26 protein-coding genes are annotated in these 22,370 nt (G+C 62.0%); 17 read left to right on the top strand and 9 right to left on the bottom strand.

Translation table 11 applies throughout. The features are described from left to right. Positions 1 to 10 precede the first annotated feature (10 nt). The 5 genes from SynRS9902_RS11170 to SynRS9902_RS11190 form a co-directional block, all read right to left on the bottom strand. Positions 11 to 859, bottom strand: a complete 849-nt coding sequence (locus tag SynRS9902_RS11170) for a M23 family metallopeptidase (RefSeq protein WP_186510642.1) — start codon at positions 857 to 859, stop codon at positions 11 to 13. Positions 860 to 932: 73 nt separating this feature from the next. Further along, a complete protein-coding gene (locus SynRS9902_RS11175; RefSeq protein ID WP_255446283.1) occupies positions 933 to 1,724 on the bottom strand; it encodes a biotin--[acetyl-CoA-carboxylase] ligase in 792 nt (263 codons plus the stop codon). Continuing rightward, a complete protein-coding gene (locus SynRS9902_RS11180) occupies positions 1,708 to 2,898 on the bottom strand; it encodes an aminotransferase class I/II-fold pyridoxal phosphate-dependent enzyme (protein ID WP_186509162.1) in 1,191 nt (396 codons plus the stop codon). The genes SynRS9902_RS11175 and SynRS9902_RS11180 overlap by 17 nt, the downstream gene beginning before the upstream one ends. Beyond that, positions 2,885 to 3,211: a thioredoxin gene (gene trxA / locus SynRS9902_RS11185; RefSeq protein WP_186509163.1), complete on the bottom strand. Its 327-nt coding sequence runs from the start codon at positions 3,209 to 3,211 to the stop codon at positions 2,885 to 2,887. The genes SynRS9902_RS11180 and trxA overlap by 14 nt, the downstream gene beginning before the upstream one ends. A 56-nt stretch (positions 3,212 to 3,267) precedes the next feature. Next, positions 3,268 to 4,041, bottom strand: a complete 774-nt coding sequence (locus SynRS9902_RS11190; RefSeq protein WP_186510644.1) for a PspA/IM30 family protein — start codon at positions 4,039 to 4,041, stop codon at positions 3,268 to 3,270. A 64-nt stretch (positions 4,042 to 4,105) separates the two neighbouring features. On the opposite strand from SynRS9902_RS11190, the gene SynRS9902_RS11195 reads away from it, so the two are divergent. Together SynRS9902_RS11195 and SynRS9902_RS13865 are read left to right on the top strand one after the other, a co-directional pair. After that, positions 4,106 to 4,624: a DUF721 domain-containing protein gene (locus tag SynRS9902_RS11195; RefSeq protein WP_186509164.1), complete on the top strand. Its 519-nt coding sequence runs from the start codon at positions 4,106 to 4,108 to the stop codon at positions 4,622 to 4,624. A gap of 12 nt (positions 4,625 to 4,636) precedes the next feature. Next, positions 4,637 to 5,254: a sulfotransferase family 2 domain-containing protein gene (locus SynRS9902_RS13865; RefSeq protein ID WP_186509165.1), complete on the top strand. Its 618-nt coding sequence runs from the start codon at positions 4,637 to 4,639 to the stop codon at positions 5,252 to 5,254. Here SynRS9902_RS13865 and SynRS9902_RS11205 read toward each other — a convergent pair. Genes SynRS9902_RS11205 through SynRS9902_RS11215 form a run of 3 tightly spaced genes read right to left on the bottom strand, consistent with a single transcriptional unit; the run spans position 5,248 to position 9,111 of the window. Then, positions 5,248 to 7,089 carry a glycosyltransferase family 39 protein gene (locus SynRS9902_RS11205; protein ID WP_186509166.1) on the bottom strand — a complete coding sequence of 614 codons (1,842 nt, stop codon included), beginning with the start codon at positions 7,087 to 7,089 and terminating at the stop codon, positions 5,248 to 5,250. The two genes, SynRS9902_RS13865 and SynRS9902_RS11205, sit on opposite strands and share 7 nt — an antisense overlap. Further along, complete coding sequence (locus SynRS9902_RS11210; protein WP_186509167.1) at positions 7,064 to 8,173, bottom strand: glycosyltransferase; 1,110 nt, start codon at positions 8,171 to 8,173, stop codon at positions 7,064 to 7,066. The genes SynRS9902_RS11205 and SynRS9902_RS11210 overlap by 26 nt, the downstream gene beginning before the upstream one ends. After that, a complete protein-coding gene (locus SynRS9902_RS11215) occupies positions 8,170 to 9,111 on the bottom strand; it encodes a DMT family transporter (protein WP_114988229.1) in 942 nt (313 codons plus the stop codon). Before SynRS9902_RS11215 ends, SynRS9902_RS11210 begins: the two co-directional genes overlap by 4 nt. A gap of 53 nt (positions 9,112 to 9,164) precedes the next feature. Here SynRS9902_RS11215 and sppA point away from each other — a divergent pair, with 53 nt between their 5' ends. From sppA to SynRS9902_RS11285, 14 genes are all read left to right on the top strand, one after another. Next, positions 9,165 to 9,977 (top strand): signal peptide peptidase SppA, encoded by an 813-nt coding sequence (gene sppA, locus SynRS9902_RS11220; RefSeq protein ID WP_115010417.1) that lies wholly within the window; start codon positions 9,165 to 9,167, stop codon positions 9,975 to 9,977. After that, a complete protein-coding gene (gene aroH, locus SynRS9902_RS11225) occupies positions 9,974 to 10,357 on the top strand; it encodes a chorismate mutase (RefSeq protein ID WP_186509168.1) in 384 nt (127 codons plus the stop codon). The genes sppA and aroH overlap by 4 nt, the downstream gene beginning before the upstream one ends. A 75-nt stretch (positions 10,358 to 10,432) precedes the next feature. Then, the gene (locus SynRS9902_RS11230) at positions 10,433 to 11,008 is read left to right on the top strand and encodes a DUF2808 domain-containing protein (RefSeq protein ID WP_186509169.1); all 576 of its coding nucleotides are present in this window, start codon (positions 10,433 to 10,435) and stop codon (positions 11,006 to 11,008) included. A gap of 46 nt (positions 11,009 to 11,054) precedes the next feature. Continuing rightward, positions 11,055 to 11,192: a 50S ribosomal protein L34 gene (gene rpmH, locus SynRS9902_RS11235; protein WP_011363584.1), complete on the top strand. Its 138-nt coding sequence runs from the start codon at positions 11,055 to 11,057 to the stop codon at positions 11,190 to 11,192. 61 nt (positions 11,193 to 11,253) lie between these two features. After that, positions 11,254 to 11,640, top strand: a complete 387-nt coding sequence (locus SynRS9902_RS11240; protein WP_186509170.1) for a ribonuclease P protein component — start codon at positions 11,254 to 11,256, stop codon at positions 11,638 to 11,640. Continuing rightward, complete coding sequence (locus SynRS9902_RS11245) at positions 11,637 to 12,044, top strand: PH domain-containing protein (protein ID WP_186509171.1); 408 nt, start codon at positions 11,637 to 11,639, stop codon at positions 12,042 to 12,044. Before SynRS9902_RS11240 ends, SynRS9902_RS11245 begins: the two co-directional genes overlap by 4 nt. 56 nt (positions 12,045 to 12,100) lie before the next feature. Beyond that, entirely contained in the window at positions 12,101 to 13,231 is a 1,131-nt protein-coding gene (gene yidC, locus SynRS9902_RS11250; RefSeq protein ID WP_186509172.1) for a membrane protein insertase YidC, read from the top strand. After that, positions 13,228 to 13,764, top strand: coding sequence for a DUF177 domain-containing protein (locus tag SynRS9902_RS11255; protein WP_186509173.1), 537 nt, complete (start codon positions 13,228 to 13,230; stop codon positions 13,762 to 13,764). Before yidC ends, SynRS9902_RS11255 begins: the two co-directional genes overlap by 4 nt. Next, a complete protein-coding gene (locus SynRS9902_RS11260; protein ID WP_186509174.1) occupies positions 13,761 to 15,251 on the top strand; it encodes an AAA family ATPase in 1,491 nt (496 codons plus the stop codon). Before SynRS9902_RS11255 ends, SynRS9902_RS11260 begins: the two co-directional genes overlap by 4 nt. Before the next feature lie 78 nt (positions 15,252 to 15,329). Then, positions 15,330 to 15,491: a hypothetical protein gene (locus tag SynRS9902_RS11265; protein ID WP_006852120.1), complete on the top strand. Its 162-nt coding sequence runs from the start codon at positions 15,330 to 15,332 to the stop codon at positions 15,489 to 15,491. 42 nt (positions 15,492 to 15,533) lie between these two features. Further along, positions 15,534 to 16,811, top strand: coding sequence for a serine--tRNA ligase (serS, locus tag SynRS9902_RS11270; RefSeq protein WP_186509175.1), 1,278 nt, complete (start codon positions 15,534 to 15,536; stop codon positions 16,809 to 16,811). Between the two features lie 24 nt (positions 16,812 to 16,835). Beyond that, entirely contained in the window at positions 16,836 to 17,918 is a 1,083-nt protein-coding gene (locus SynRS9902_RS11275; RefSeq protein WP_186509176.1) for an RIP metalloprotease, read from the top strand. Positions 17,919 to 17,975: 57 nt separating this feature from the next. After that, entirely contained in the window at positions 17,976 to 18,278 is a 303-nt protein-coding gene (gene rpsN / locus SynRS9902_RS11280) for a 30S ribosomal protein S14 (protein ID WP_011363576.1), read from the top strand. 106 nt (positions 18,279 to 18,384) lie between these two features. Then, positions 18,385 to 20,550: a polyribonucleotide nucleotidyltransferase gene (locus SynRS9902_RS11285; RefSeq protein ID WP_186509177.1), complete on the top strand. Its 2,166-nt coding sequence runs from the start codon at positions 18,385 to 18,387 to the stop codon at positions 20,548 to 20,550. 7 nt (positions 20,551 to 20,557) lie between these two features. On the opposite strand, the gene SynRS9902_RS11290 is transcribed toward SynRS9902_RS11285, so the two are convergent. Beyond that, a complete protein-coding gene (locus SynRS9902_RS11290) occupies positions 20,558 to 21,475 on the bottom strand; it encodes a 3'(2'),5'-bisphosphate nucleotidase CysQ (protein WP_186509178.1) in 918 nt (305 codons plus the stop codon). Between the two features lie 26 nt (positions 21,476 to 21,501). Here SynRS9902_RS11290 and rsmI point away from each other — a divergent pair, with 26 nt between their 5' ends. Then, positions 21,502 to 22,359, top strand: coding sequence for a 16S rRNA (cytidine(1402)-2'-O)-methyltransferase (rsmI, locus tag SynRS9902_RS11295; RefSeq protein ID WP_186509179.1), 858 nt, complete (start codon positions 21,502 to 21,504; stop codon positions 22,357 to 22,359). Positions 22,360 to 22,370 lie beyond the last annotated feature (11 nt).

Below are 22,370 nucleotides of genomic sequence, written 5' to 3' on the forward strand. Positions count from 1 at the left end.
TCGCTCTGGGCTAGGGATGATCCCGTTCAAGGCTGCGCAACACCTGGCCGAACAGGAGCGAAACAGGATCGTTGTTGGCACGCATCACGGCGGAAAGATCCAGATCCCCTGGATCAACGGCCTGCCAACCGGCCCGCGATGGTGTGCGCAACTCGAAATGCAAGTGCGGCCCTGTGCTGAGACCTGTACTGCCGACGCGGCCAATCACCTCTCCCTGGCGCACCGGCTGACCGGGTCGCACATAGATCTCCGAGAGATGGCCATAGAGCGTGCGGCGCAATGGCTCGGCGTGTTCCAGTTCGATGGCAACGCCATACCCACCGGCAAGACCACTGCTTAAGACCTGCCCCGAAAGAGCAGCCACCACCGGCGTGCCCTCCGGTGCTGCAAAGTCCCGCCCGGCATGCATCAGCCAGCTCCCCAGGATCGGATGCAGACGCCAACCAAATCCACTGCTCTTATAAGCGTCTCCAGCCACCGGGAAAAGCAATTGACTGTCGCCATTGCCAGGAGTTGGCAGCGGACGGGGCGTGACTGCAAAGACGGATTCCAGCCGAAAGGTGCCGCCATCGCGGGCGAGAAGCGCTGACACGGGAACACGCAACGGTTGGCGGGAGGGGATCAAGCGAACCCGTGCTGAGGCCGGTGCCCCCGGCGGACGCCTGGCCACCCCGGAAGCACAGTCCTGCCGGGACAGAGCTCCGGTGCGACAGGCCTCTTCAAAACGGCTTCGTTCCATGGGAACCACCGCGCCACCGCCCCGGAGCAGCTTGCGCTCTTGGGACGTGATCACCCGTTGGCGAACCAGACCATCGAGCGACTGATCAAAACCCTGCGCAGCAGCGGCTGGAGCCAACATCCAGATCAGCGCGAACCAAGCCAGCAAGGGACAAGACGGCTGTACCAAGGAATCCTATGGATGGGACACCAACTCAGGGCCAGCGGCGCCAGGTTTCAGTCCTTGAACCCTGACGCAACCGCAGCCCTCCATCGCGTTCAAGGCCAGCAATCCTCCAGACCTGACCGTCTTGAGGATGGACGAGCTGATCGGACCAGAGCCTGGCCTGAACGCCATCGAGGCACCAGGCCCCATCACCTCCAAGGCCGTGACAGTGATCGAAGGCCAGCAAAACCTCCGCCGTCCACCGGATCGGATCCGCAGCCTGCTGCCCTTGAAGCCTTCTCAGGGCAATGGCATGACCAGGAACTGCATTCCGCACATTCAGGCCCAGGCCGATCCGCAGCAAACGCAGCTGGGAGCCCCGCTGCACCACCCTTGGCAGAAGGCCCGCCAATTTGCGGCCGTTCACAAGCAGGTCGTTGGGCCATTTGATCTGAACCGAAAGGCCCCGCTGCTCAAGCCGTTGCACCACCGACAGGGCCAGCGCCAAGCCAAGCAAGCCGGCCTGACCGGACCCTTGGCTCCGCCAAGGCAAGGCAGCACTGATCCAGACACCACCTGGCGGAGAAACCCAGGCGCGCCCCCATTGGCCGACGCCCCGGCGTTGGTGGGTGGCAATGACGGCGCGAGGTCCCATCAATGAAGGCTGATCGCGCAACCAGGCCCCCAGCAGCTCCTCCGTGCTGCTGCACACAGGCACATGACGGATGGACCAGTGGCGTGCCGTGGCACCAGCGAGGCGGCGATAGGTCGCCATCAACCGGCCACCACCGAAGTGTGGGAATCGATGTTGCTGCATGCGTGGATCAGTCATCCATCGCATCCGCGAGACGCGATGCAGCGTCCACCAACTCATTCACTGGCCGTACAAGCGCCATGCGCAGCCACTGGCGACCGCCGCCACCAAACCCAGACCCAGGGGTCAAGGCGACACCACTGCGCTGAAGCAGTTCCCTCGCGGCATCTTCATCACTCCAGCCCCGACGATGGGCCGCATCGGGCAAGGGGAACCAGAGGTACATCGCCATCTCTGGACAGGGCACCGACCAACCGCGTGCCCTGAGGGTCTCGACCACACGATCCCGTCGTTCGCGATAAGTCGGATGCAGTTGCCGCGGCCAATCAGGGAAGCGTTGCAAGGCCTGAATCGCACCCTGTTGCAGAGCCAGGCTCTGGTTGAAATCGATGACGGCCTTGGCGCGACGCAGGGCGGCAATCAGCGGTGCCGCACCAACTGCAAAACCAAGTCGGAATCCCCCAAGGCACCAGCCCTTCGAAAGGGAGAAGAATTCAATGCCGCACTCCCGCCAGTTCGAAGCCTGCAACAGCGAGGGAGGCTCTCCATCCAGGGCGAGATCCACATAGGGATTGTCGTGAGCGATCACCACGTCATGCCGAGCTGCGATCGCCGTGATGCGATTGAGATCCTCCTGATCCCCCACCCGGGCTGAAGGGTTGTGGGGATACCCCAAAACGAACAGCTTCAGTTGATCCCAGAGCTGGGGCCTGATGGTCGTCAGGTCCGGCCGCCAGTCGTTTTCAGGGGAAAGGGCCAGCGCCTTGGTCCGGGCTCCTGCTAGGTGCAACCCACCGGTATGGGACGGATAACAGGGGTCCAGATGCAGGGCGGCGTCACCCGGATCCAGCACCGCCAGAGGCAGATGGGCGGTTCCTTCCTGGGATCCCACCAAAAACTGGACCTCATGATCCGGATCCACCGCAACGTCGAAGCGATGGCGACACCAGTCCGCCACGGCGGCATGGAGAGGCCTCAGACCGGCCTGAAGGCAATAGGAGCCGCTGCGGGGATCCATGACCGCTGAGGCCATGACGTCCAACAACGCCAAGGGCGGCTGAAGATCGGAGGATCCAATGGAGAGATCCAGCAGATCCGGACGCGCAGATGCTGTCGGCTCGACCCGGTAAGCATGCTTGGCAGCATCAACACGGGCAAAAACTGCGTTGCCCAGCGACTCCAGCCGCTTAGAGGTTGGCATCCAGGAAGGACTGCAGCTGTGGTTTGGCGATGGCACCTTCGTGCCGCGCCACCACCTCACCGTCGCGGAAGAGGATCAACGTGGGGATGCCCTGAACCTGGTAAGCGTCACGGGTCTGAGGATTGGCATCCACCTCGAGCTTGCCGACGCTGACGCGATCGCCGTAGTCGCTCGCCACCCAATCCATCAACGGAGCGATCAGTCGGCAGGGGCCGCACCAAGCAGCCCAGAAATCCACGAGGACCGTGCCGGAAGCCTTGAGAACTTCACGTTCAAAACCAGCGTCGGTGAAATCGGCAACAGCTCCAGCCAAGGCACTCAAAAGACTGATCCGATCCTATGGAAAGCCAGACGACTTTCCCGGTTTGATCAGAGCTTGTCGATGGAACGCTTCAAATCTTCGAGTTCGGCATCCACCTCTTCCACCTGCACGGGCTTGACCGCCTCAGCGGCCTCGGATGCAGGTAGAGCGACGGCTTCCGGGCCTCCCTTCAGCTGAGCGCGCAACGCCTCGAGATCATCATCAACACCGCCACTGCTTTCCAAAGCAGCAAACTGACTCTCCAGATCAGATCCAGCCAGCTCAGCCGCGGCCTGGCCGGTGGCCTCCAGGGCCTCCACCTTTTCCTCCATCCGCTCGAAGGCCGCCATGGCGGAATCAGTGCCGATGCTGCCAACGGCACTTTGCAACTGCTGCTGGGCCTTCGCCGCCTGGGCTCTGGCCTTGAGCATGTCCTTCTTGGTCTTGGCCTCAGCGATCTTTCCTTCGAGGGCAACCAGACTCTTCTTGAGCGATTCCACCTGGCCGTCTTGGGCCTGCACCTGGGCCGTCAGCGAGGTTGCCGTCTCCTGGAACGTCTTGCGGCGGGTCAATGCTTCCCGAGCCAGGGATTCCTCGCCCTTTTTCAACGCCAACTCAGCACGCTCGTACCAGGTCTTGGATTGAGCTGCAGCCTGCTCAGCCTGGCTGGTCAGTCGCTTCTGACTCGCGATCGCCAGGGCGACGGCCTGACGCAACTTGACCAGATCCGCCTGCATGTCAGCGACGGATTGATCGAGGATCTTGGACGGGTCCTCCATGCTGCTGACGGCAGCGTTGGCGTTGGCGCGAACAAGCCTGCTCAGCCGATCAAAGAAACCCATCATTTGGCCTCAGACGCGCTGAGATTAGCGAGCTTCCCGCGGCAGTTCTGCCTAGGATCATTAAATGGCGATTGCACCTGAATCTCAACGGCGTCGCCTGCCGGGTCTGGAGCTGCTTCAGTCAGCTGCGCCTGCATCGGCGGAACCCTTGAAAACTTGCCTTGGCTCACTTCAGAGGGAGTGGCGCAAGGACGACCATCTGGCAGCGCTATGGCAGGACTGGCCGAGAGTTGCGGGAACCCAGCTGGCTCCGCACTGCCGCCCCTTAGCGCTGCAACACGGGGTGCTGACCGTGGGAGCCAGCCATCCCCAGTGGCGTCAGGCTCTCCTCTACAACAAGCCCCAACTGATCAGCGCCCTGCACCAAGCCGGCCACGCAGTGCGTGATCTGCGCATTCAGCAACACCACCCCCTTGAATCCGCGGTGCTGGAGAGCGAAACAAGCATTTGGGCTCAGCATCCGAGCCGCACCGATGTCCATGGCATGGGGACATGCCCGGACTGCGGGCGACCAGCACCCAACGGAGAAGTCAAACTCTGGGGGCGCTGCGGTTTTTGCCACAGGCAAACTCTTAACCCCTAAATCTCAAAGAAAGTGAGCTTGTTCCTTCCCAAACACAATGCCATCTTTCTGCACATTCCAAAGTGCGCAGGGCAATCAATTGAAAAAGCGCTCGGATTCAAGCACCATCACAAATATCACAAAGTCAACGATTTACCAGAGAATCTAGAAAAATACTTTCGATTTACCTTTGTCAGACACCCTGTACGACGCTTCATATCAGCATGCAAATACAATCTGAGAGTGGCCATTTCAACTCGCCATCAACTCGAGCAATCAAATCTCGAATCCCTAAGCCCAACAAAGAAATATCGATTGCACCTCTTGAACAGCAAAGCAACTTTTTCTTCATTCACAAACGATCTTATCAGCGGAAATTTACGCCATATGTTGACATTCATGCCCCAACAGCATTGGCTTAGCGCAGGCAAGCCACAGTTCATAGGTAGAGTGGAAAATATTGATACTGATTTTTTACTTTTATCAAACGTCTTTAATAAAAGTTTAAAATTGAAACGCACAAATGAATCCAATAAAAATCTTGAACTCGGAAGCCTATCGCGTAAGGATTTTCGAAGGATTGCAGCCCACTACCAAGACGACTTCAAAACCCTCGGGTACTCCCCAAGATATTCAACTTTTGATCAATAGCGTTCCGGCCTTGGCTTCTCCCAATCGGCATCGATGCCATCGGCCATCAGGGTTTGTGCCCGTTGCTCAAGGCGAGTGCGGTCCAGACGCCAAACGTCGTAGATCCCGATCTGTCCCAGCAGCTCAGGCTGCAGGTTCCTCCAATGATCCCGTTCTGCCGTTCCGCGATCGATCAGCGCCAGTACGGTTCTGGAGGCACCGGGGCTCCCGAGGGGATATCCACTCCAGCCGCGTCGCTGTTCATGGGCCAGGCGATCCGCAATGTTGACCAACGCCCCATCGGATTGGCCTTCGTAAATGATCACCTGGCCTGTGTAGAAGTGCAGCGAAGGCTTCATGGTGCCAACCATGACCATGGGCTCTCCACGGCGCTGCTGCGACAACATCAGTGAGGCTGCGTCACGCACGGGCTGCTGACGCAGACGATCGGCGAGTTCGGCGATGGGAACCAGAGCCGTGAGATGAAATCCGAGCAGACAGCCCTGCATGGCCAGCAAGGCTTGAGCAGCAGCACGACGCTGAAGCAACAGACCAGCTCCAAGCACGGCTGCAGCGCTGAACCAGACCGCAGCCCACTTCAACAAACCGCTGGCAAGCAAATCCACCGACAGCGTCGGCATCTCCGGATCCTCGATCAAGGGAACCCAGAGCGATCCCAGCCAGAACCCAGCAGCCAGGACGGCGATCAAGGCCAGGCAAGTTGCCCAGGCCATCCGTTGCCAGCGCGAAGAGCCCACCGTGGAGCCCACCGAGGCCTGGGCCACCAACAGGGCCGCCGCGGGGGTGGCGGGCAACCAATAACTGGGGAGCTTGGTGGCTGCGGTGGTGAACAGCAGCAGCACCGCCAACAGCCAGCACGCTGCGAATTGATGCAACGAATGCTCTGGAGGGATCCGAGATCGGGGCACCCGTGCCAGGCCAATCAGCAGGTAGGGCGTGAAGGGCAGGGCAGCCACGAGCATCACCGGGCCGAAAAACCACCAGGGCTGCAGGTGATCGTTCACCACGGAGGTGAAGCGTTGAAGGTTGTGGTAGCCGAAAAAGCTGTCCCAGAAGGGCTGTCCTTCCACCAGCAACTCCAGGGAATACCAGGGAAGGCTGATCAGAGCGGTGAGCAGCAACCCTGGCAGCGGGCGCAGCCGCTGCCAGGGTTGAACAAGATCCCGTCGCAACGCGCCGAACATCAGCAGAGCGAGACCAGACAGCACCACAGCAACAGGCCCCTTGGCCAGCACTGCGAATCCGAGAATCACCCAGGCTGGCCACCAGGCCACCTCTTGGGGGGAGGCAAAACGCCTCCACTGCAACAACAGGCTGAGACCCAACAGGCCACACAGCAAGGCATCACTCACTGCGGTGCGGCTCCAGACGAGCACCAGCGGCGAGAAGGCAAAGGCCAGCGGCGCGATCAGTGCCGTCAAACGCGGACGGGCATCGCCGGAGAACGGCCAGCGCAGCACCGTATCGGCGAGGCCAAGCATCAGTCCGAGCGTGGCCAGGGCGGAAGGAAGCCGTGCCGCCCAACTGCCGAGAGGATCCCAAACCTCGCGTCCGGGCAAGGCATAACCGAACCCCATCAGCCAGTACACCAGGGGCGGTTTGTCGTAACGGGGCAAGCCGTTCACCCGAGGCGTCAGCCAATCGCCGGTGTCAGCCATGGCGCGTCCGGCTGCGGCAAACAACGGCGGAGTTTCATCCACCACACCGGTGGATCCCAACCGCCAAAAGGTGATAACAAGTCCCAGGGTCAGCACAAGTGCCAGAACCTGGCGTCGCTGACGTCCTGAAACATTGACCGACAAGGGACCCTCAGCTCCTGCGATTGATGCTGACATCCGCCGTCAGTCCTGTTCGAACCCAAGCTTCAACACGCTGACTGAAGACCTCACAGGAGGCGTGCTCTTCAGCCCAGCTGCGGCAGATGGAGCGCTCGATGCTGTCAACGCGCCGAAGAGCCTCCGTGATGGCAGCAACATCGTCGGGCGGCACCAACCAGCCAGTGCGACCGGAACAGATCAGCTCCCCCGGTCCTCCACGGTCATAGGCGACGACCGGAACACCACAGGCCAGGGCTTCAACCACAACATTGCCGTAGGCCTCATTCCATTTCGGTGTGTTGATCAGAGCGCGGCAGTGGCCCATCTCCTGCTGCAGCTCCCGGGTCGATCGAAATCCACGCCAGTCGATCGTGCCCTTGGGAACACTCGACTCCACCTGCCGCGCATAGGCGTCGTCCTCACGCAACCCCCAAACCAGAAGCTGTTCACCCAGGGCGGCAGCGGCAGCAGCAGCATCCTCCAGCCCCTTTTCCGGAGCGATGCGGCCTGCCCAACCCAGGGGGCCATTGGTCTGCCCTTGGAAGGTGTAGTTGCTGAGATCAAATCCGTTGCCCACAACACTGGGCGGAGAAGGCAGCCGGAAATCAGCGGCCTGGCGGTGGGTGTGAAAAGCAAGGCGACGGGAATCCCAGGCGGCGACGGCTTCGATCACATCGCGCATCACCGCAGCCACATCCCCCATGCTCACGAGATGAAAGAGCCTGGCGCTGACCCGTTGCGTCAGCCACAGCGGCAGCCAGTCGTAGCCACCGTTGATCACGGCGTCGGCGGACTGACCCACATCGAGCGCGGCCTCCCAGAGAGCCGGCAGAAGCCCATTACGGGGAATTTCGACCGGCGCATGCTCAGCGGCGTGCTGCCAGCTGGGCTGGTTCACACCCTCCACCTCCAGCAACTCAACTCCGGCGCAGTCGGCGGGGAGCGTGGAGCCCTTGGCGGCCACAACCGTGACCCTGTGGCCACGCCGCACCAACCCCTGCACCAAGGATCGGAGGGTGAGCTCCACACCTCCACCCTCGCCACTACCGAGGGCCCCGATGGGCGTGTTGACGATGACGAAGTGAAGCGGCGACTCCGTCATGAGGAGGGGTCCGCAAGCGGCAGCGGCTCCCAGAACCGGCGACGTTGACTCACAAAGATCACCGACACGAGCACCATCACAACACCGATCCACTGGAGCAGATCAAGGCGCTCTCCAAGCAACCAACCACCGGTGGCCAAGGCAAACACAGGGGTGAGAAATCCAAGGCTGCTGAAACTGGTGAGATCGCGCTGATTGGCGAACCAGAAGAACAATCCGTAGGCCAGGGCGCTTCCGAGCAAACTTGCGTACCCCATGCGCGCCCAGTCCGTTGCCGTCCAGACCAAGCCGGCATCCGTGCGCTGCAGGGCATGAACCCCGAGCAAGGGAAGTCCCCCCAGCACCATGTGCCAGGCCGTAACGCTGACCGGATCACTGTGGCGTGAGGCAAAGCGAATCAACACCGTCCCAGCTGCCATGGCGACGGCCGCCAGCAACATCCAGCCCTCACCGGGCTGAAACAACTGCTGCACCACCGGCGGGTCTGCCAGCAACCACCAATGTCCCAACAGCTCAGCCGGTAGGCCGATGCAGACGATTCCAGCCAAACCGATGGCCAGCCCCATCCAGCCGATGGGATTGATCGACTCCATGAACAACGCGCGTGCCATCAGGGCCACCAACAGAGGTTGGCAATCAATCAGGACGGAACCGAGACCCGCGCCTGTGCCCTCCAACCCCCGCGCCAAGAGGCCTTGAAACAAGGTGGCATCCACCAGGGTGAACAGGAGGAACCAAGGCCGATCTCGGGAATCGATCGCCAGGCCTCGGCCGGTGCACTGGCCCCAGAGCAGAAGAGCCAAACCGGCGGGCACAAGGCGCAAGCCAGCCACCAGCCAAGGCCCTGCGCTGGCGAGCAATGGCGCCATGGCGGTCATCGCCGTTCCCCAGAGCGCGAAGGGCAACACCATCAGAAACCAGAGTCGCAACGACGGCATGGATGGGCGCTTGGGTGCTCTTTTTAAGATCTGGAGCGATGCAGATGCGCAACATGATCTGGCCCTGGCGGCGAAAATCCCGACGACGGATGGCGCGCATCGTTGTTGATGGCCCCATCACCGGTGCCACGCGGAAGCGGGTGCTCAAAGCGCTGCGGGAGGTGAAGCAAAGGGAATTTCCAGCACTGCTGCTGCGCATTGACAGCCCCGGCGGCACGGTTGGAGACAGCCAGGAGATTCATGCAGCCCTGCTGCGGCTTCGGGAACAGGGCTGTCGCGTGGTGGCCAGCTTCGGCAACATCTCCGCCTCCGGCGGCGTCTACATCGGTGTGGCTGCGGAGAAAATCGTCGCGAATCCCGGCACGATCACCGGTTCCATCGGGGTGATCCTGCGGGGCAACGACCTCTCGCGGGTGTTCGAAAAGATCGGGATTCGCTTCGACACGGTGAAGAGCGGTCCGTTCAAAGACATCCTTTCCCCGGATCGTCCGCTGAGCGATGCCGAACGTGCATTGCTTCAGGAGCTGATCGACAGCAGCTATGGCCAGTTCGTTGGTGTTGTGGCGCAGGGGCGAAACCTCGAGCTGGAAACGGTGAAACGCTTCGCCGATGGACGGGTGTTCAGCGGAGAACAGGCACAAGCGCTGGGCTTGGTGGATGAACTCGGCGACGAAGACCATGCCCGTCGCCTCGCGGCGCAACTGGCCGATCTCGACGCGGACGACATTCGCCCCGTCACCCTGGGCAAGCAACGCCGCAAGCTCAGTGGTTTGCTGCCTGGGTCCCAGCTCCTGCATCAACTGCAGCAGCGACTCTCGATTGAATTGATGGGGAGCGGTCAGGTGCTTTGGCTGTACCGCCCATGACCAGCTCACCCCTTGTTCTGAGAGGCCTGCGCGGGGCCACCACCTGCACAGAGAACAGCTCGGAGGCCATCCATGCGGCGGTCAGCGCCCTGATGGACGCCCTTGTCGATCGCAATGGTCTGACCCCCGACCAGCTGGTGTCGGTGACCTTCTCGGTCACCGCCGATCTCGACGCCTGTTTCCCGGCGGCCATTGCACGACGGCGGCCCGGCTGGGACACGGTGGCTTTGCTGGATTGCCAGCAAATGTCTGTTCAAGGCGACCTCCCCCGCTGCATCCGTGTTCTGGCCCACGCCTGGATCCCACAGGAGCAGCAACCCGTGCATCCTTATCAGGGCGACGCGCAGCGGCTCCGTCCAGACAGATCTGGTCACAACTGACAGATCAGCCTCCGACCCCTGAGATCACCGCCCACTGGTTGGACTCAGGAGAATCCCATCATCAAGATTCTTCCCATGGCCCGTTCCACCATCAGACGCTTGCTTGCTGGAGCCGGCACTGCTGCAGCTGTGTTGATGGGCTCAGCACTCACCGGAACTCCCGAGCAGATCGCCCACGCCCAGGGCACACCGGGGCTGATGGAATTCCGCTGGGACAACGACCGCGATTACCGGAAGCTGTACTACTACCAAACCTCCAGCATCGAAAACGACCGCTCGGAGTGGTACCTCACCCTGCGCGAAAAGGACCGCAAGACCGCGATTCTCAAACTCACCGTCACCGTTCCGGACTACTTCGACTCCAAGCTCAAGCCCCACCGCATGCGCATTTGCCGCACCAGCGTTGGCAGCATGATGAGCCGCAGCAAGTGCATCGAAGAGATCCCGGCGGTGATTGAGGTCAACAAAGACCAAACAGAAATCGTGGTCTTCCCCGACACGCCGCTGCCTTCAGACGGGGACTATTCGCTTCACATCAAGCTGTTCAACCCCCAGGGGAAGCGCATGTATCAGTTCAACGCCCTGGTGCAGGCCCCCGGCGATGTGCCGATGTCCGGCTACCGCGGCAGCTGGCTGATCGATGTGGACTGACTGATAAAATCCCAGATTCAGATCGGCCGGTAGCCAGGAGACGTCCATGACCAAGCGCACCCTCGGGGGAACAAACCGCAAGAGGAAGCGCGTCTCGGGTTTCCGTGTACGGATGCGCTCCCATACCGGCCGTCGTGTGATCCGCACGCGCCGCAAGCGCGGCCGCGCCCGCCTTGCCGCTTGATGGTGTGGGATGAATCCAGAGGATTCATCCCAGCCTCGGCATCCCCAAACAGGATTGGTTGATGGTCCTTCCCGCCTCCATGCGATTGCGCGGGCATCGATGCTTCAATCGTTTGCACCGGTCCTCCAAGCGCCAACACGGAACCTTGATGGTTCTGCGCGTTGCTTCAGGTGATTCCAACTTGCTTCGCCGGGAGTTGCGGGGCATCCAGGAAAGAACCTGCCGCTGCGCCTTGGTGATCAGCAACAAGGTGAGCAAGCGTTCCGTCAAGCGGAACCGGCTCAGGCGGCTTCTGCATGAACACCTGCGTCGACGTTTTGAACAGCGAAACGATTTGGCGGGCCGGTGGTTGCTAATCAGCCTTCGCCCGGAAGCCGCGGAAGCCGAACCCACACAGTTGCTCGAAGAATGCGACAGTCTTCTGAGAATCGCCGGACTGGATCCATGACCAGCATTCAGGAAGATGTCCACTACGACGGTGGACCAGCCCGCGGAGATCTGATCTTCAACATCCTGCTTGGCTTCACGCTGATCGGTCTTCCCTTCACCATCGGAGCCGTTGTTCGGGCCCTTTGGCTGCGCTTCCGCATCACCAGTCGCCGCATCTCGGTGACGGGGGGCTGGATGGGCAAAGACAAGACCCAGGTGGTGTATTCACAGATCAGCGAAGTGCGCACCGTGCCCCGGGGCTTCGGTGCCTGGGGAGACATGGTGTTGGTGCTCAAGGACGGCGCCAGGCTCGAACTGCGCTCGATGCCCCGATTCCGGGAAGTTGAGGCCTACATCCTCGAACGCATCAGCAGCCGTGCGGCCAAAGTCCAAGAGAAAACCACTGAAGGTTTCGCCGCCTGAGTGCAGCTGTTCATGCACACTGGCCTCACAACGTCCCGCCCCCCCGTTTCTTCAACGTGATCGGATACATCTCCGACAACCTGCTGATTCCAATCCTGGACTTCTTCTATGGATTGGTTCCGAGCTATGGCCTGGCCATCGTCGCCCTCACCCTCGTGATCCGGATCGCGCTCTACCCCCTGAGCGCAGGATCGATTCGCAGCGCTCGGCGCATGCGCATCGCCCAACCGGTGATTCAAAAACGTCAGGCTGAGATCAAAAGCCGGTATGCCAACAATCCTCAGAAACAGCAGGAGGAGCTGGGCAATGTGATGAAGGAATTCGGCAGCCCCCTGGCGGGATGCCTGCCGCTGCTGGTGCAGATGCCGATCCTGTTTGCACTGTTTGCAACCCTGCGGGGATCACCGTTCGCCGATGTCCCTTACACCTTGAACATGAAGGTGTTGCCGGCCGACCAGATCGCTGCCGTTGAACCCAAACCCTTCAACAGCGCAAGCCATTCCATCTTTATTGGTGAAACCGACCACGTGCCGGTGATCGCCAGCCTCCCGCGGGGCACCAAAATCGGCGTTGGCGACAGCGCCACCGTGAACCTTCATACGAAGGACGGCCGCGCCTTCAGCGACGTACTCACGGATGTTGAGAACCCTGGACGCTTCGCCCCCACCTGGGCAGTGACCAAAGGTGATGACATCGTCAGCGTCAGCGAGGACGGCACCATCACGGCGCTCGCCGCCGGTGATGCCACCGTTGAAGCGAAGATTCCGGGCCTGGCAGCCCGCAGCGGCTTCCTGTTCATCAAAGCCCTGGGCCAAGTCGGCTTCTATGCCGACGGTGCCATCAACTGGGACATCGCCATTCTCGTTGCCGGCTTCGGCATCACCCTGTTCATCTCCCAACTGTTGTCGGGCATGGGCATGCCATCCAACCCTCAGCAGGCCACGGCCAACAAAATCACTCCGGTGATGATCACGGGGATGTTCCTGTTCTTCCCACTCCCCGCCGGCGTTCTGCTCTACATGCTGATCGCCAACATCTTCCAAGGCCTGCAGACCTTCATCCTCACCAAAGAGGCACTGCCCGACAACCTGCAGAAAATTCTGGATCAGCAAATGGCCCAGAAAACAGTGACGGTCTCTGCTACCTCAGGCGGCTCACGCCTGCCCTTTGAACCGAAGAGCAAGTGATCGAGGCACTGGAGCCTGTTCCCCTCCAGGAGCTCCGGGCCCTCGGCACCGCAAAAGTCTGGGAGGTTGAGGGTGAGCTCGATGAGCTCCCCTCGCTCACACCAGTGCGAGGCCATGTTTCCGCAGAGCACCGCGGCAACGTCTTGGCGGTTGAGGGGAGACTCAACACGATCGTCACGCTCTGCTGCGATCGCTGCCTGAATCAGTTCAATCAGAAGCTCAGCTGCACGCCTTCCGAGCTGATCTGGCTGGGAGACGAGCAACCTACGGCCGACGAGCTGGAGCTCTCCGGAGAGGTGGCCGAGATGGAAGGGCTGGTGGATGTTCTCGATCCACGCGGTCAATTTGACCCCCAGCAATGGGCCTTCGAACAGCTCAACCTGCTGTTGCCGGTCGTCAACCACTGCGGTGACCACTGCCCAGGCCCAACCGGCCTCCAGCAGCAGCCCGTGATCCCGGATACCAAGACAAAGGCTGTGGATCCCCGCTGGCAGGCCCTGCAGCAGCTTCAGCAGCAGATCGATCAGCCATGAGCAGTGCCACCTGGGGACATCAGATCGACCTTCTGGTGCGGGCGCGCACACCCCTGATCTGGGTGCGGAGCAATGAGGAAGCCCGGGTGGAGAGCCTGCTGGGAGAGGCTGCTCAGCGGCTTGCACGCCAGCTGGTCTGCTGGAATTTCATCGATGGCATCAGCGGGCCGGTGAATGCCGATGGCCAGAGGAGCCGTCAACCGATGGCCATGCTGCAGTGGCTTCAGCAACGGGATGCAGGCAGCCCAACCCTTCTGCTCGCCAAGGATTTTCATCGTTTCTGCGATGACCCGGGCGTTGCCCGGATGCTGCGCAATCTCGAAGCATCCCTGCGCAGCACCCCGCACACCCTGGTGTTGTGCTGCGGGCAATGGACACCCCCCGGCGATCTGGAAGAAAGCCTCACGCTTCTCGATCTCCCCCTTCCCGACAACGACGACCTGCGCCGGCTGATCAGCAGCATCGGCACCAGCAGCGGTAGCCCCCTGCCAGCTCCTGTCCTGGATGAATTGGCTCAGGCCTGCAGCGGGCTCAGCGAGATGCGTGTACGCCAGGTGGCCGCCCGGGCCCTGGCCCGCCGCGGCCAGTTGGGATCTGAGGATCTGCAGGACGTTCTGGACGAAAAACGCCAGACGATTGCCCGCAGTGAGGTGCTGGAGTTCTGTCGCAGCGATGCGGGCACCGAAGCCATCGGAGGCCTCGATGGTCTCAAGACCTGGCTGAACCAACGGCACCGGGCCTTCTCGGAAGATGCACGGCGTTTCGGACTGCCTCTGCCCCGTGGCGTCCTGCTCGTGGGTCCTCAAGGCACCGGCAAATCCCTCACGGCCAAGGCCATTGCCTGCAGTTGGTCGATGCCCCTGTTGCGACTGGATGTGGGAAGGCTGTTCGCGGGTTTGGTAGGGGCCAGCGAGGCACGCACCCGCGAGATGATCCAACGGGCTGAAGCCATGGCACCGTGCGTGCTCTGGATCGATGAGATCGACAAGGGCTTCGGCGGGGATGGCCGCAGTGACGGCGGCACAACCCAGCGGGTTCTGGCCAACGTGCTCACCTGGATGGCGGAGAAACAGTCACCGGTGTTCGTGGTGGCCACCGCCAACGGCGTTGAGAAGCTGCCACCGGAGCTGCTGCGCAAGGGCCGTTTCGATGAGATCTTCATGCTCGATCTGCCCAGCAGCGATGAGCGCCACAGCATTCTTGAGCTTCATCTGGAACGGAGACGACCGGGGCTGAAGCTTCCCCTGGACACGGTGGTGAGCCGCAGTGAGGGCTTCTCAGGTGCCGAGCTGGAGCAGACCGTGATCGAAGCGATGCACCTGGCCTTCGCCGACAACCGTGAGTTGACGGAGCCTGATCTGATTGGAGCGGCCTCCCAGCTCATCCCCCTCTCCCGCACCGCCAGCGAACAGCTCGAGCGGCTGAAGCAGTGGGCTGCCGGCGGCCGCGCCCGCCCCGCCTCTGTTGCTGCAGGTAACGAAGCCTGACGCGGCGTAACGAACACCCGCCTTGAGTAAGGCGCTGGCCGGCGCGCTCCCTACGGTCCCATCAACAGCAGGACCAACGTGGAGAGCCGCAACGACATCGCCACTCAGCTCTGCGTGGCCTGCCTGGGTGCCGGCGTGATCACGACCATGGCCGTCGCCCAGGGGCAAAGCCCCCTCACCGCCCTTGGCATCACCCTGTTCTCGGGCATCGCAGCGGTGATGGTCGGCCAGGTGCTCTGAAACGGACTGCCATAGGCTGCCGGCGCTGACGCCCCTGAAACCGTGCTCGATCAGCGCCTTGTGCGTGACAACCCCGAAACGATCGCCCAGCAACTGGGGCGTCGAGGTAAGGCTGTTGATCTCACCCAACTGCAGTTGATTGCCCAGCAGCAGCGCGATCTGGAGCAACAACGCAGCAACCTGCAGGCGGAAGGAAACCGGATCGGCAAGGAAGTCGGCCAACGCATCAAGTCGGGCGCTGATCCCAAGGGCGACGAGGTCGCCGAACTCCGCCAACAGGGCAATGCCATCAAGCAGAAGGTGGCGGTGCTGGAGGAGGAGGAAAAGCAGCTCTCCAGTGAGCTCAAGCAGCAGCTGCTGGGTTTCCCCAACCTCCCTTCAGAGGCCTGCCCTGATGGGCGCAGTGAAGACGACAACGTCGAAGTGCGTCGCTGGGGAACCCCCCGGGTTGATGACAGCCTCGACGAGCACTGGCAGATCGCTGAGCGGTTACAGCTGTTCGACACCGAACGCTCCGTCCGCATCGCGCAGAGCCGTTTTGTCACGCTGATGGGCCAAGGGGCACGGCTGGAGCGGGGCCTGATCAATTTCATGCTCGACCTCCACACGAGCAAGGGCTACCGCGAGGTGCTGCCCCCTGTGCTGGTGAACAGCGCCAGCCTCACCGGATCGGGACAACTGCCTAAGTTCGCCGAGGAAAGCTTCCGTTGCGCAGAGGACGACCTCTGGCTGACACCGACCGCTGAGGTGCCCGTGACCTCCCTGCACCGGGACGAAATCATCCCGGCAGATCAACTGCCCCTTCGCTACGCCGCCTACAGCCCCTGCTTCCGCCGTGAGGCCGGCAGCTACGGCCGCGACACCCGTGGCCTGATCCGCCTGCACCAATTCAACAAGGTGGAGCTGTACTGGTTTGTGCACCCCGATCACTCCGAAGAGGCGCACCAACAGATCACGGCGGATGCAGAGGCCGTGCTTCAGGCGCTGGAGCTGCCCTATCGGGTCTTGGACCTCTGCACCGCCGACCTCGGCTTTTCCGCCCGCCGGACCTACGACCTCGAGGTGTGGCTGCCGGGGGCGGGGGCTTACCGGGAAATCTCCAGTTGCAGCGTCTGTGGCGATTTCCAGGCGCGACGGTCCTCCATCCGCACCAAGGAAGGCAAGGCCACAAAATTGGTGCACACCCTGAATGGAAGTGGCCTGGCCGTCGGCAGGACCATGGCGGCCCTGTTGGAGAACGGCCAGCAGCCCGACGGCAGCGTCCTGCTGCCCAAAGCGCTGGTGCCCTACGTCGGCCGCGAGCGACTCCAGCCAGAATGATCCGACCGGACTCCTGACGGACATATGAACGTGTTGGCCGCCCTTCTGGTGCTCGCCCTGCTGATCGTGGTGCATGAGGCCGGCCACTTCCTCGCTGCCACGCTCCAGGGCATCCGCGTCAGCGGTTTTTCCATCGGCTTTGGCCCAGCCCTGATCAAGCGGCAACGGCGTGGGGTGACCTACGCCCTGCGGCTGCTGCCCCTGGGTGGTTTCGTCGTCTTCCCTGACGACGATGAGGAGAGCACGGTCCCCGCTGATGATCCGGATCTGCTGCGCAACCGGCCGATCCCCCAGCAGGCCTTGGTGGTGGCTGCAGGCGTGTTGGCCAACCTGGCCTTGGCACTGGTGGTGCTGTTCGCTCAAGCGGCGTTTGTCGGCGTGCCCGCCGCGCCTGATCCAGGGGTCCTCGTGGTTCAGGTGCAACCAGGTGGTGCTGCCGCCCGCTCCGGGCTTCGGGCCGGTGACCAAATCCTCAGCCTGAATGACCAACCCCTCGCAGCAGGACAACGGGGCGTTGCCGCGATGGTGCGGGATGTGAAAGCAGCACCCGAGCAACCCATTTGTGTGGAGCGAAAGCGGGGCGACGCGACCTCCACCGTTGAACTGATCCCCGACGATCAACAGGGCACAGGAAAAATCGGCGCCCAGCTGCAGGCCAACATCAGTGGGGAGATGCGCCCCGTGCGCAATCCCGGTGAACTGGTGCTCACCACAGGCTCGCAATTCAGCCAAATGCTGGAGCAAACCGTGCGTGGCTACGCCGGCCTCCTGACCAACTTCCGAGCCACGGCAGGCCAGGTGAGTGGTCCCGTGAAGATCGTTGAGATGGGCGCTCAGCTCAGCCAGCAGGGGGGATCCGGGTTGGTGCTCTTCTCAGCCCTGATCTCCATCAATCTGGCGGTGCTCAATTCGCTGCCGCTGCCGCTGCTTGATGGCTGGCAAATGATGATGCTCGCGATTCAGTCTGTTCGTGGTCGTCCGGTGTCCGAACGGATCCAAATGGCCTTCGTGCAATCCGGTTTTCTTTTGTTGGTGGGGCTCACGCTTGTGCTGATCGTGCGTGACACCAGCCAGCTGCCGGTGGTCCAGCAATTGATGGGTCGGTAGGAGGGTGATGGCGCCCATGTATCGTTAACGATTCGTTCACTCGCTGCCCTCAGCTGCATGGCCAAGAAGTCGATGATCGCTCGCGATGTGAAGCGCAAGAAAACGGTTGAGCGCTATGCGGCCAAGCGCGCAGCACTGATGGCAGCCTTCAACGCAGCCGAAGATCCGATGGATCGCCTGGAAATCCATCGCAAGATTCAGGCTCTGCCTCGCAACAGCGCACGCATCCGTGTGCGCAACCGCTGCTGGGCCACCGGCAAGCCCCGCGGCGTTTATCGCGATTTCGGTCTTTGCCGTAACCAGCTGCGTGAGCGCGCCCACAAAGGAGAGCTGCCCGGCGTGGTCAAGTCCAGCTGGTGATCAGCTTTTGGCCATGGCGTCGTGAGGGGAGGATTCGCCTCCCCTTTCTTGTGAAGAGCAGCCATGAAATGTCAGAATTGAGATTGACAAAAGGACATAAGACGTCGTGCAAGGACAAACCCAGTCGATCTCTTTTGACGGACGCGAGATTCGACTGACCACCGGGCGCTTCGCCCCTCAGGCGGGAGGATCCGTCTTGGTGGAGTGTGGCGACACCGCCGTGCTTGTGACCGCAACCCGTTCAGGCGGCCGAGAAGGCATTGATTTCCTGCCGCTGATCTGCGACTACGAGGAGCGGCTTTATGCAGCTGGCCGCATTCCCGGCAGCTACATGCGTCGTGAGAGCCGCCCACCTGAACGCGCCACGCTCACGGCCCGGCTGATTGACCGCCCGATGCGGCCACTGTTCCCCAGCTGGCTGCGAGACGACCTGCAGGTGGTGGCCACCTGCCTGTCCCTTGATGAGCGGGTCCCCGCTGATGTTCTTGCGGTGACGGGCGCATCGATTGCCACGCTGCTGGCGGGCATCCCCTTCAACGGCCCGATGGCCGCCGTGCGGGTGGGTCTGCTCGGGGATGACTTCGTGCTCAACCCGAGTTATCGGGAGATCGAACGGGGTGATCTGGACCTGGTGGTCGCCGGCACCCCTGACGGCGTGGTGATGGTTGAGGCCGGCGCCAACCAGCTACCCGAGCAGGACGTTATCGAGGCGATTGATTTCGGCTACGAAGCGATCTGCGAACTGATCAAGGCACAGGAACAGCTGCTGAAGGATCTGGGCATCACCCAGGTGAAGCCGGAGAAGCCGGACGAAGACAGCACCGTTCCTGCCTATCTCGAGAAGCAGTGCACCAAGGCGATCAGCGCTGTCCTCAGCAAATTTGATCAGAGCAAGGACGAGCGGGACACAGCCCTGGAAACCGTGAAGGGCGAGGTGTCCGAGACCATCGCAGGTCTCAAGGAAGACCACGCCGTTCGCCAAGCCCTGTCAAGCAGCCCGAAACTGCTCGGTAACAGCTTCAAGGCGCTGACCAAGAAGTTGATGCGTCAGCAGATTCTCAAAGACGGCAAGCGTGTGGATGGACGCGGCCTCGACGAGGTTCGCCAGATCAGCGCCATGGCCGGCGTCCTGCCGCGCCGAGTGCATGGTTCTGGTCTGTTCCAGCGCGGACTCACCCAGGTGCTCTCCACCGCAACCCTGGGCACCCCCAGCGATGCCCAGGAGATGGACGATCTCCATCCCAATACCGAGAAGCTGTACCTGCACCACTACAACTTCCCTCCCTACTCCGTCGGTGAAACGCGGCCGATGCGCTCTCCCGGTCGTCGTGAGATTGGCCATGGCGCCCTGGCCGAACGAGCCATTCTTCCGGTGCTTCCCGAGAAGGACTCCTTCCCCTACGTGGTGCGTGTGGTGAGCGAAGTGCTCAGCTCCAATGGCTCCACCTCGATGGGTTCCGTCTGCGGCAGCACCCTGTCGCTGATGGATGCCGGTGTGCCTCTGAAGGCTCCGGTGAGTGGCGCAGCCATGGGTCTGATCAAAGAAGGCGATGAGGTGCGGATCCTCACCGACATCCAGGGCATCGAGGACTTCCTCGGCGACATGGATTTCAAGGTGGCCGGCAGCGAGAAGGGCATCACAGCCCTGCAGATGGACATGAAGATCACCGGACTCTCGGTGAAGACGGTGGCCGAAGCCGTCAACCAGGCACGTCCGGCACGGCTCCACATCCTCGAGAAGATGCTCGAGGCGATCGACACCCCTCGGGACAACCTGTCTCCCCATGCCCCACGTCTGCTCAGCTTCCGGATTGATCCTGAGCTAATCGGAACCGTGATTGGCCCCGGTGGACGCACGATCAAGGGCATCACCGAGCGCACCAACACCAAGATCGACATCGAAGACGGCGGCATCGTGACCATCGCCTCCCACGATGGTGCTGCGGCTGAAGAAGCCCAGAAGATCATCGAAGGCCTGACCCGCAAGGTGAACGAGGGCGAGGTGTTCTCCGGTTCGATCACCCGGATCATCCCGATCGGCGCCTTCGTGGAGATCCTCCCGGGCAAGGAAGGCATGATCCACATCTCGCAGCTCTCCGAAGCTCGCGTCGAGAAGGTCGAAGACGTGGTGAAGGTGGGCGACGAAGTGACCGTGCGGGTGCGCGAAATCGACAACCGCGGCCGCATCAACCTCACCCTGCGGGGCGTGCCCCAGGCCGGCGATGCCGCCGAAGTGGAGCCTCAACCCACCCCGGTGGCACCGCTCAGCTGATCAGGACTCAGACCTGAAAGCCGGGATCGATCTCAGCCATGGCCCGCGTCGCACGCTCTCCGAGCTCGGCGTGGGCTTTTCCATGGCTGGCGATCAGACAGCCGGCCTGACGCACATCGCCAGTGTTGTACGTGAGGTCGGCCTGATCGGCATGGGTGAAACGACCACCGGCCGCCAGCAGAACCGCCTCCGGAGCAGCCATGTCCCAATCCTTGGGAGCGCTCTTACCGGAGAGGGAAACGTAGAGGTCGGTTTCACCTCTCAGGATCGTGGCCACCTTGAAGCCAACGCTGCCCACGGCTTTAGAACCGCCGAGATTGAGGGCATCAATGAGCTTGACCAAACGGTCATCGCGGTGGCTGCGGCTGGCCACCAGGATCAGATCTGAAACCTCAGTTCTGTCGCTGAAGCGAACCGGCGACCGCTCACCCTGACGGTCTTCACACCAGGCACCCTCACCAACGATGCCGATCCAAAGTTCATCGGCTTCCGGCAGGAGCACAACACCGATCACCGGCCGCTTGTCGCGCACCAGGGCCAGATGAACGGCGTATTCGCCTGTGCCCTGCAGGAAATCCTTGGTGCCATCCAGGGGATCGAGAATCCACAGCCACTCCGCCGGCAGCGGTTGGCCTTCCGTGAGCTGCTGCTTGGCGGTCTCCTCACTGAGCAGCGTCCAGTCAGCCTTGGGGAACGCGGCGGACAGTCCATCCAGCAACCACGTGTTCACGGCCAGATCAGCCGCAGACACAGGACCCTCTCCTCCTTCATCAACACTCAACGCCTTGGGAAAACCATGCGGGGGCTGCTCGCCGCGGGCATAGGCACGCAGGATGTCGGCGGCTCCCCAACTGAGGCGACGCAATTCCGTCAGCAGAACCTCCTGGTTCACGCCAGCGGGGAGGACAGCAGAGCTGGGCATCATGATCAAGAGAGGCGCTCGCCATTGTGATGCAGCGGGATGAACCAAGCGGCGGCAGCCTTTATCTGGTGGGCACTCCCATTGGCCATCTAGGGGACCTGTCACCACGCGCCCGCGACTTGCTCCGCAGCGTGGATGTGATCGCCTGTGAAGACACCCGGCACAGCGGACAGCTGCTCAGCAGCCTTGGAGCGGGCGGCCGCAAGCTGTCCTTTCATCAGCACAACACCCGCACCCGCGTGCCCCAACTGCTGGATCTGCTGGCGGAGGGTCAAAGCCTGGCGGTGATCAGTGATGCCGGGCTGCCGGGCATCAGCGACCCCGGTGAAGAGCTGGTGGCCGCCGCGCACCAGGCCGGCCATCCCGTGATCTGCATCCCTGGCCCCTGCGCCGCCACCACTGCTCTGGTGAGCAGCGGCCTGCCCAGCGGACGCTTCTGCTTCGAAGGATTTCTGCCGGCCAAAGGCAAGGAACGGCGGGCCCGCCTTGAAGCCATCAGCCATGAACCACGCACAACGGTGCTGTACGAAGCGCCGCACCGCCTGATCACTTTGCTCGAGGAACTCCAGCACCACTGCGGAGGAGACCGTCCTCTGCAGGTGGCACGGGAACTGACCAAACGCCATGAAGAGCAGGTGGGGGCGACGGTGGATCGTGCCCTGCTGCACTTTCAGCAGCACCCTCCCCAAGGGGAATGCACGGTTGTGCTGGGGGGAGCACCGTCGCAGAACGCGGAAGACCCCAACGACGAGGATCTGCTCAGGCAGCTGCAGGCGTTGCAGGACGAAGGTGCAAGCTCGAGCGATGCTGCACGGCAACTGGCCCAGACCACGGGGCTGTCCAGACGACGCCTGTATGCCCTGTTGCACCAGGGCACGTCAAACTGAGGCCGTCGACG

Source organism: Synechococcus sp. RS9902 (assembly GCF_014279635.1).
In the GTDB taxonomy this organism is placed as follows: Bacteria; Cyanobacteriota; Cyanobacteriia; order PCC-6307; family Cyanobiaceae; genus Parasynechococcus.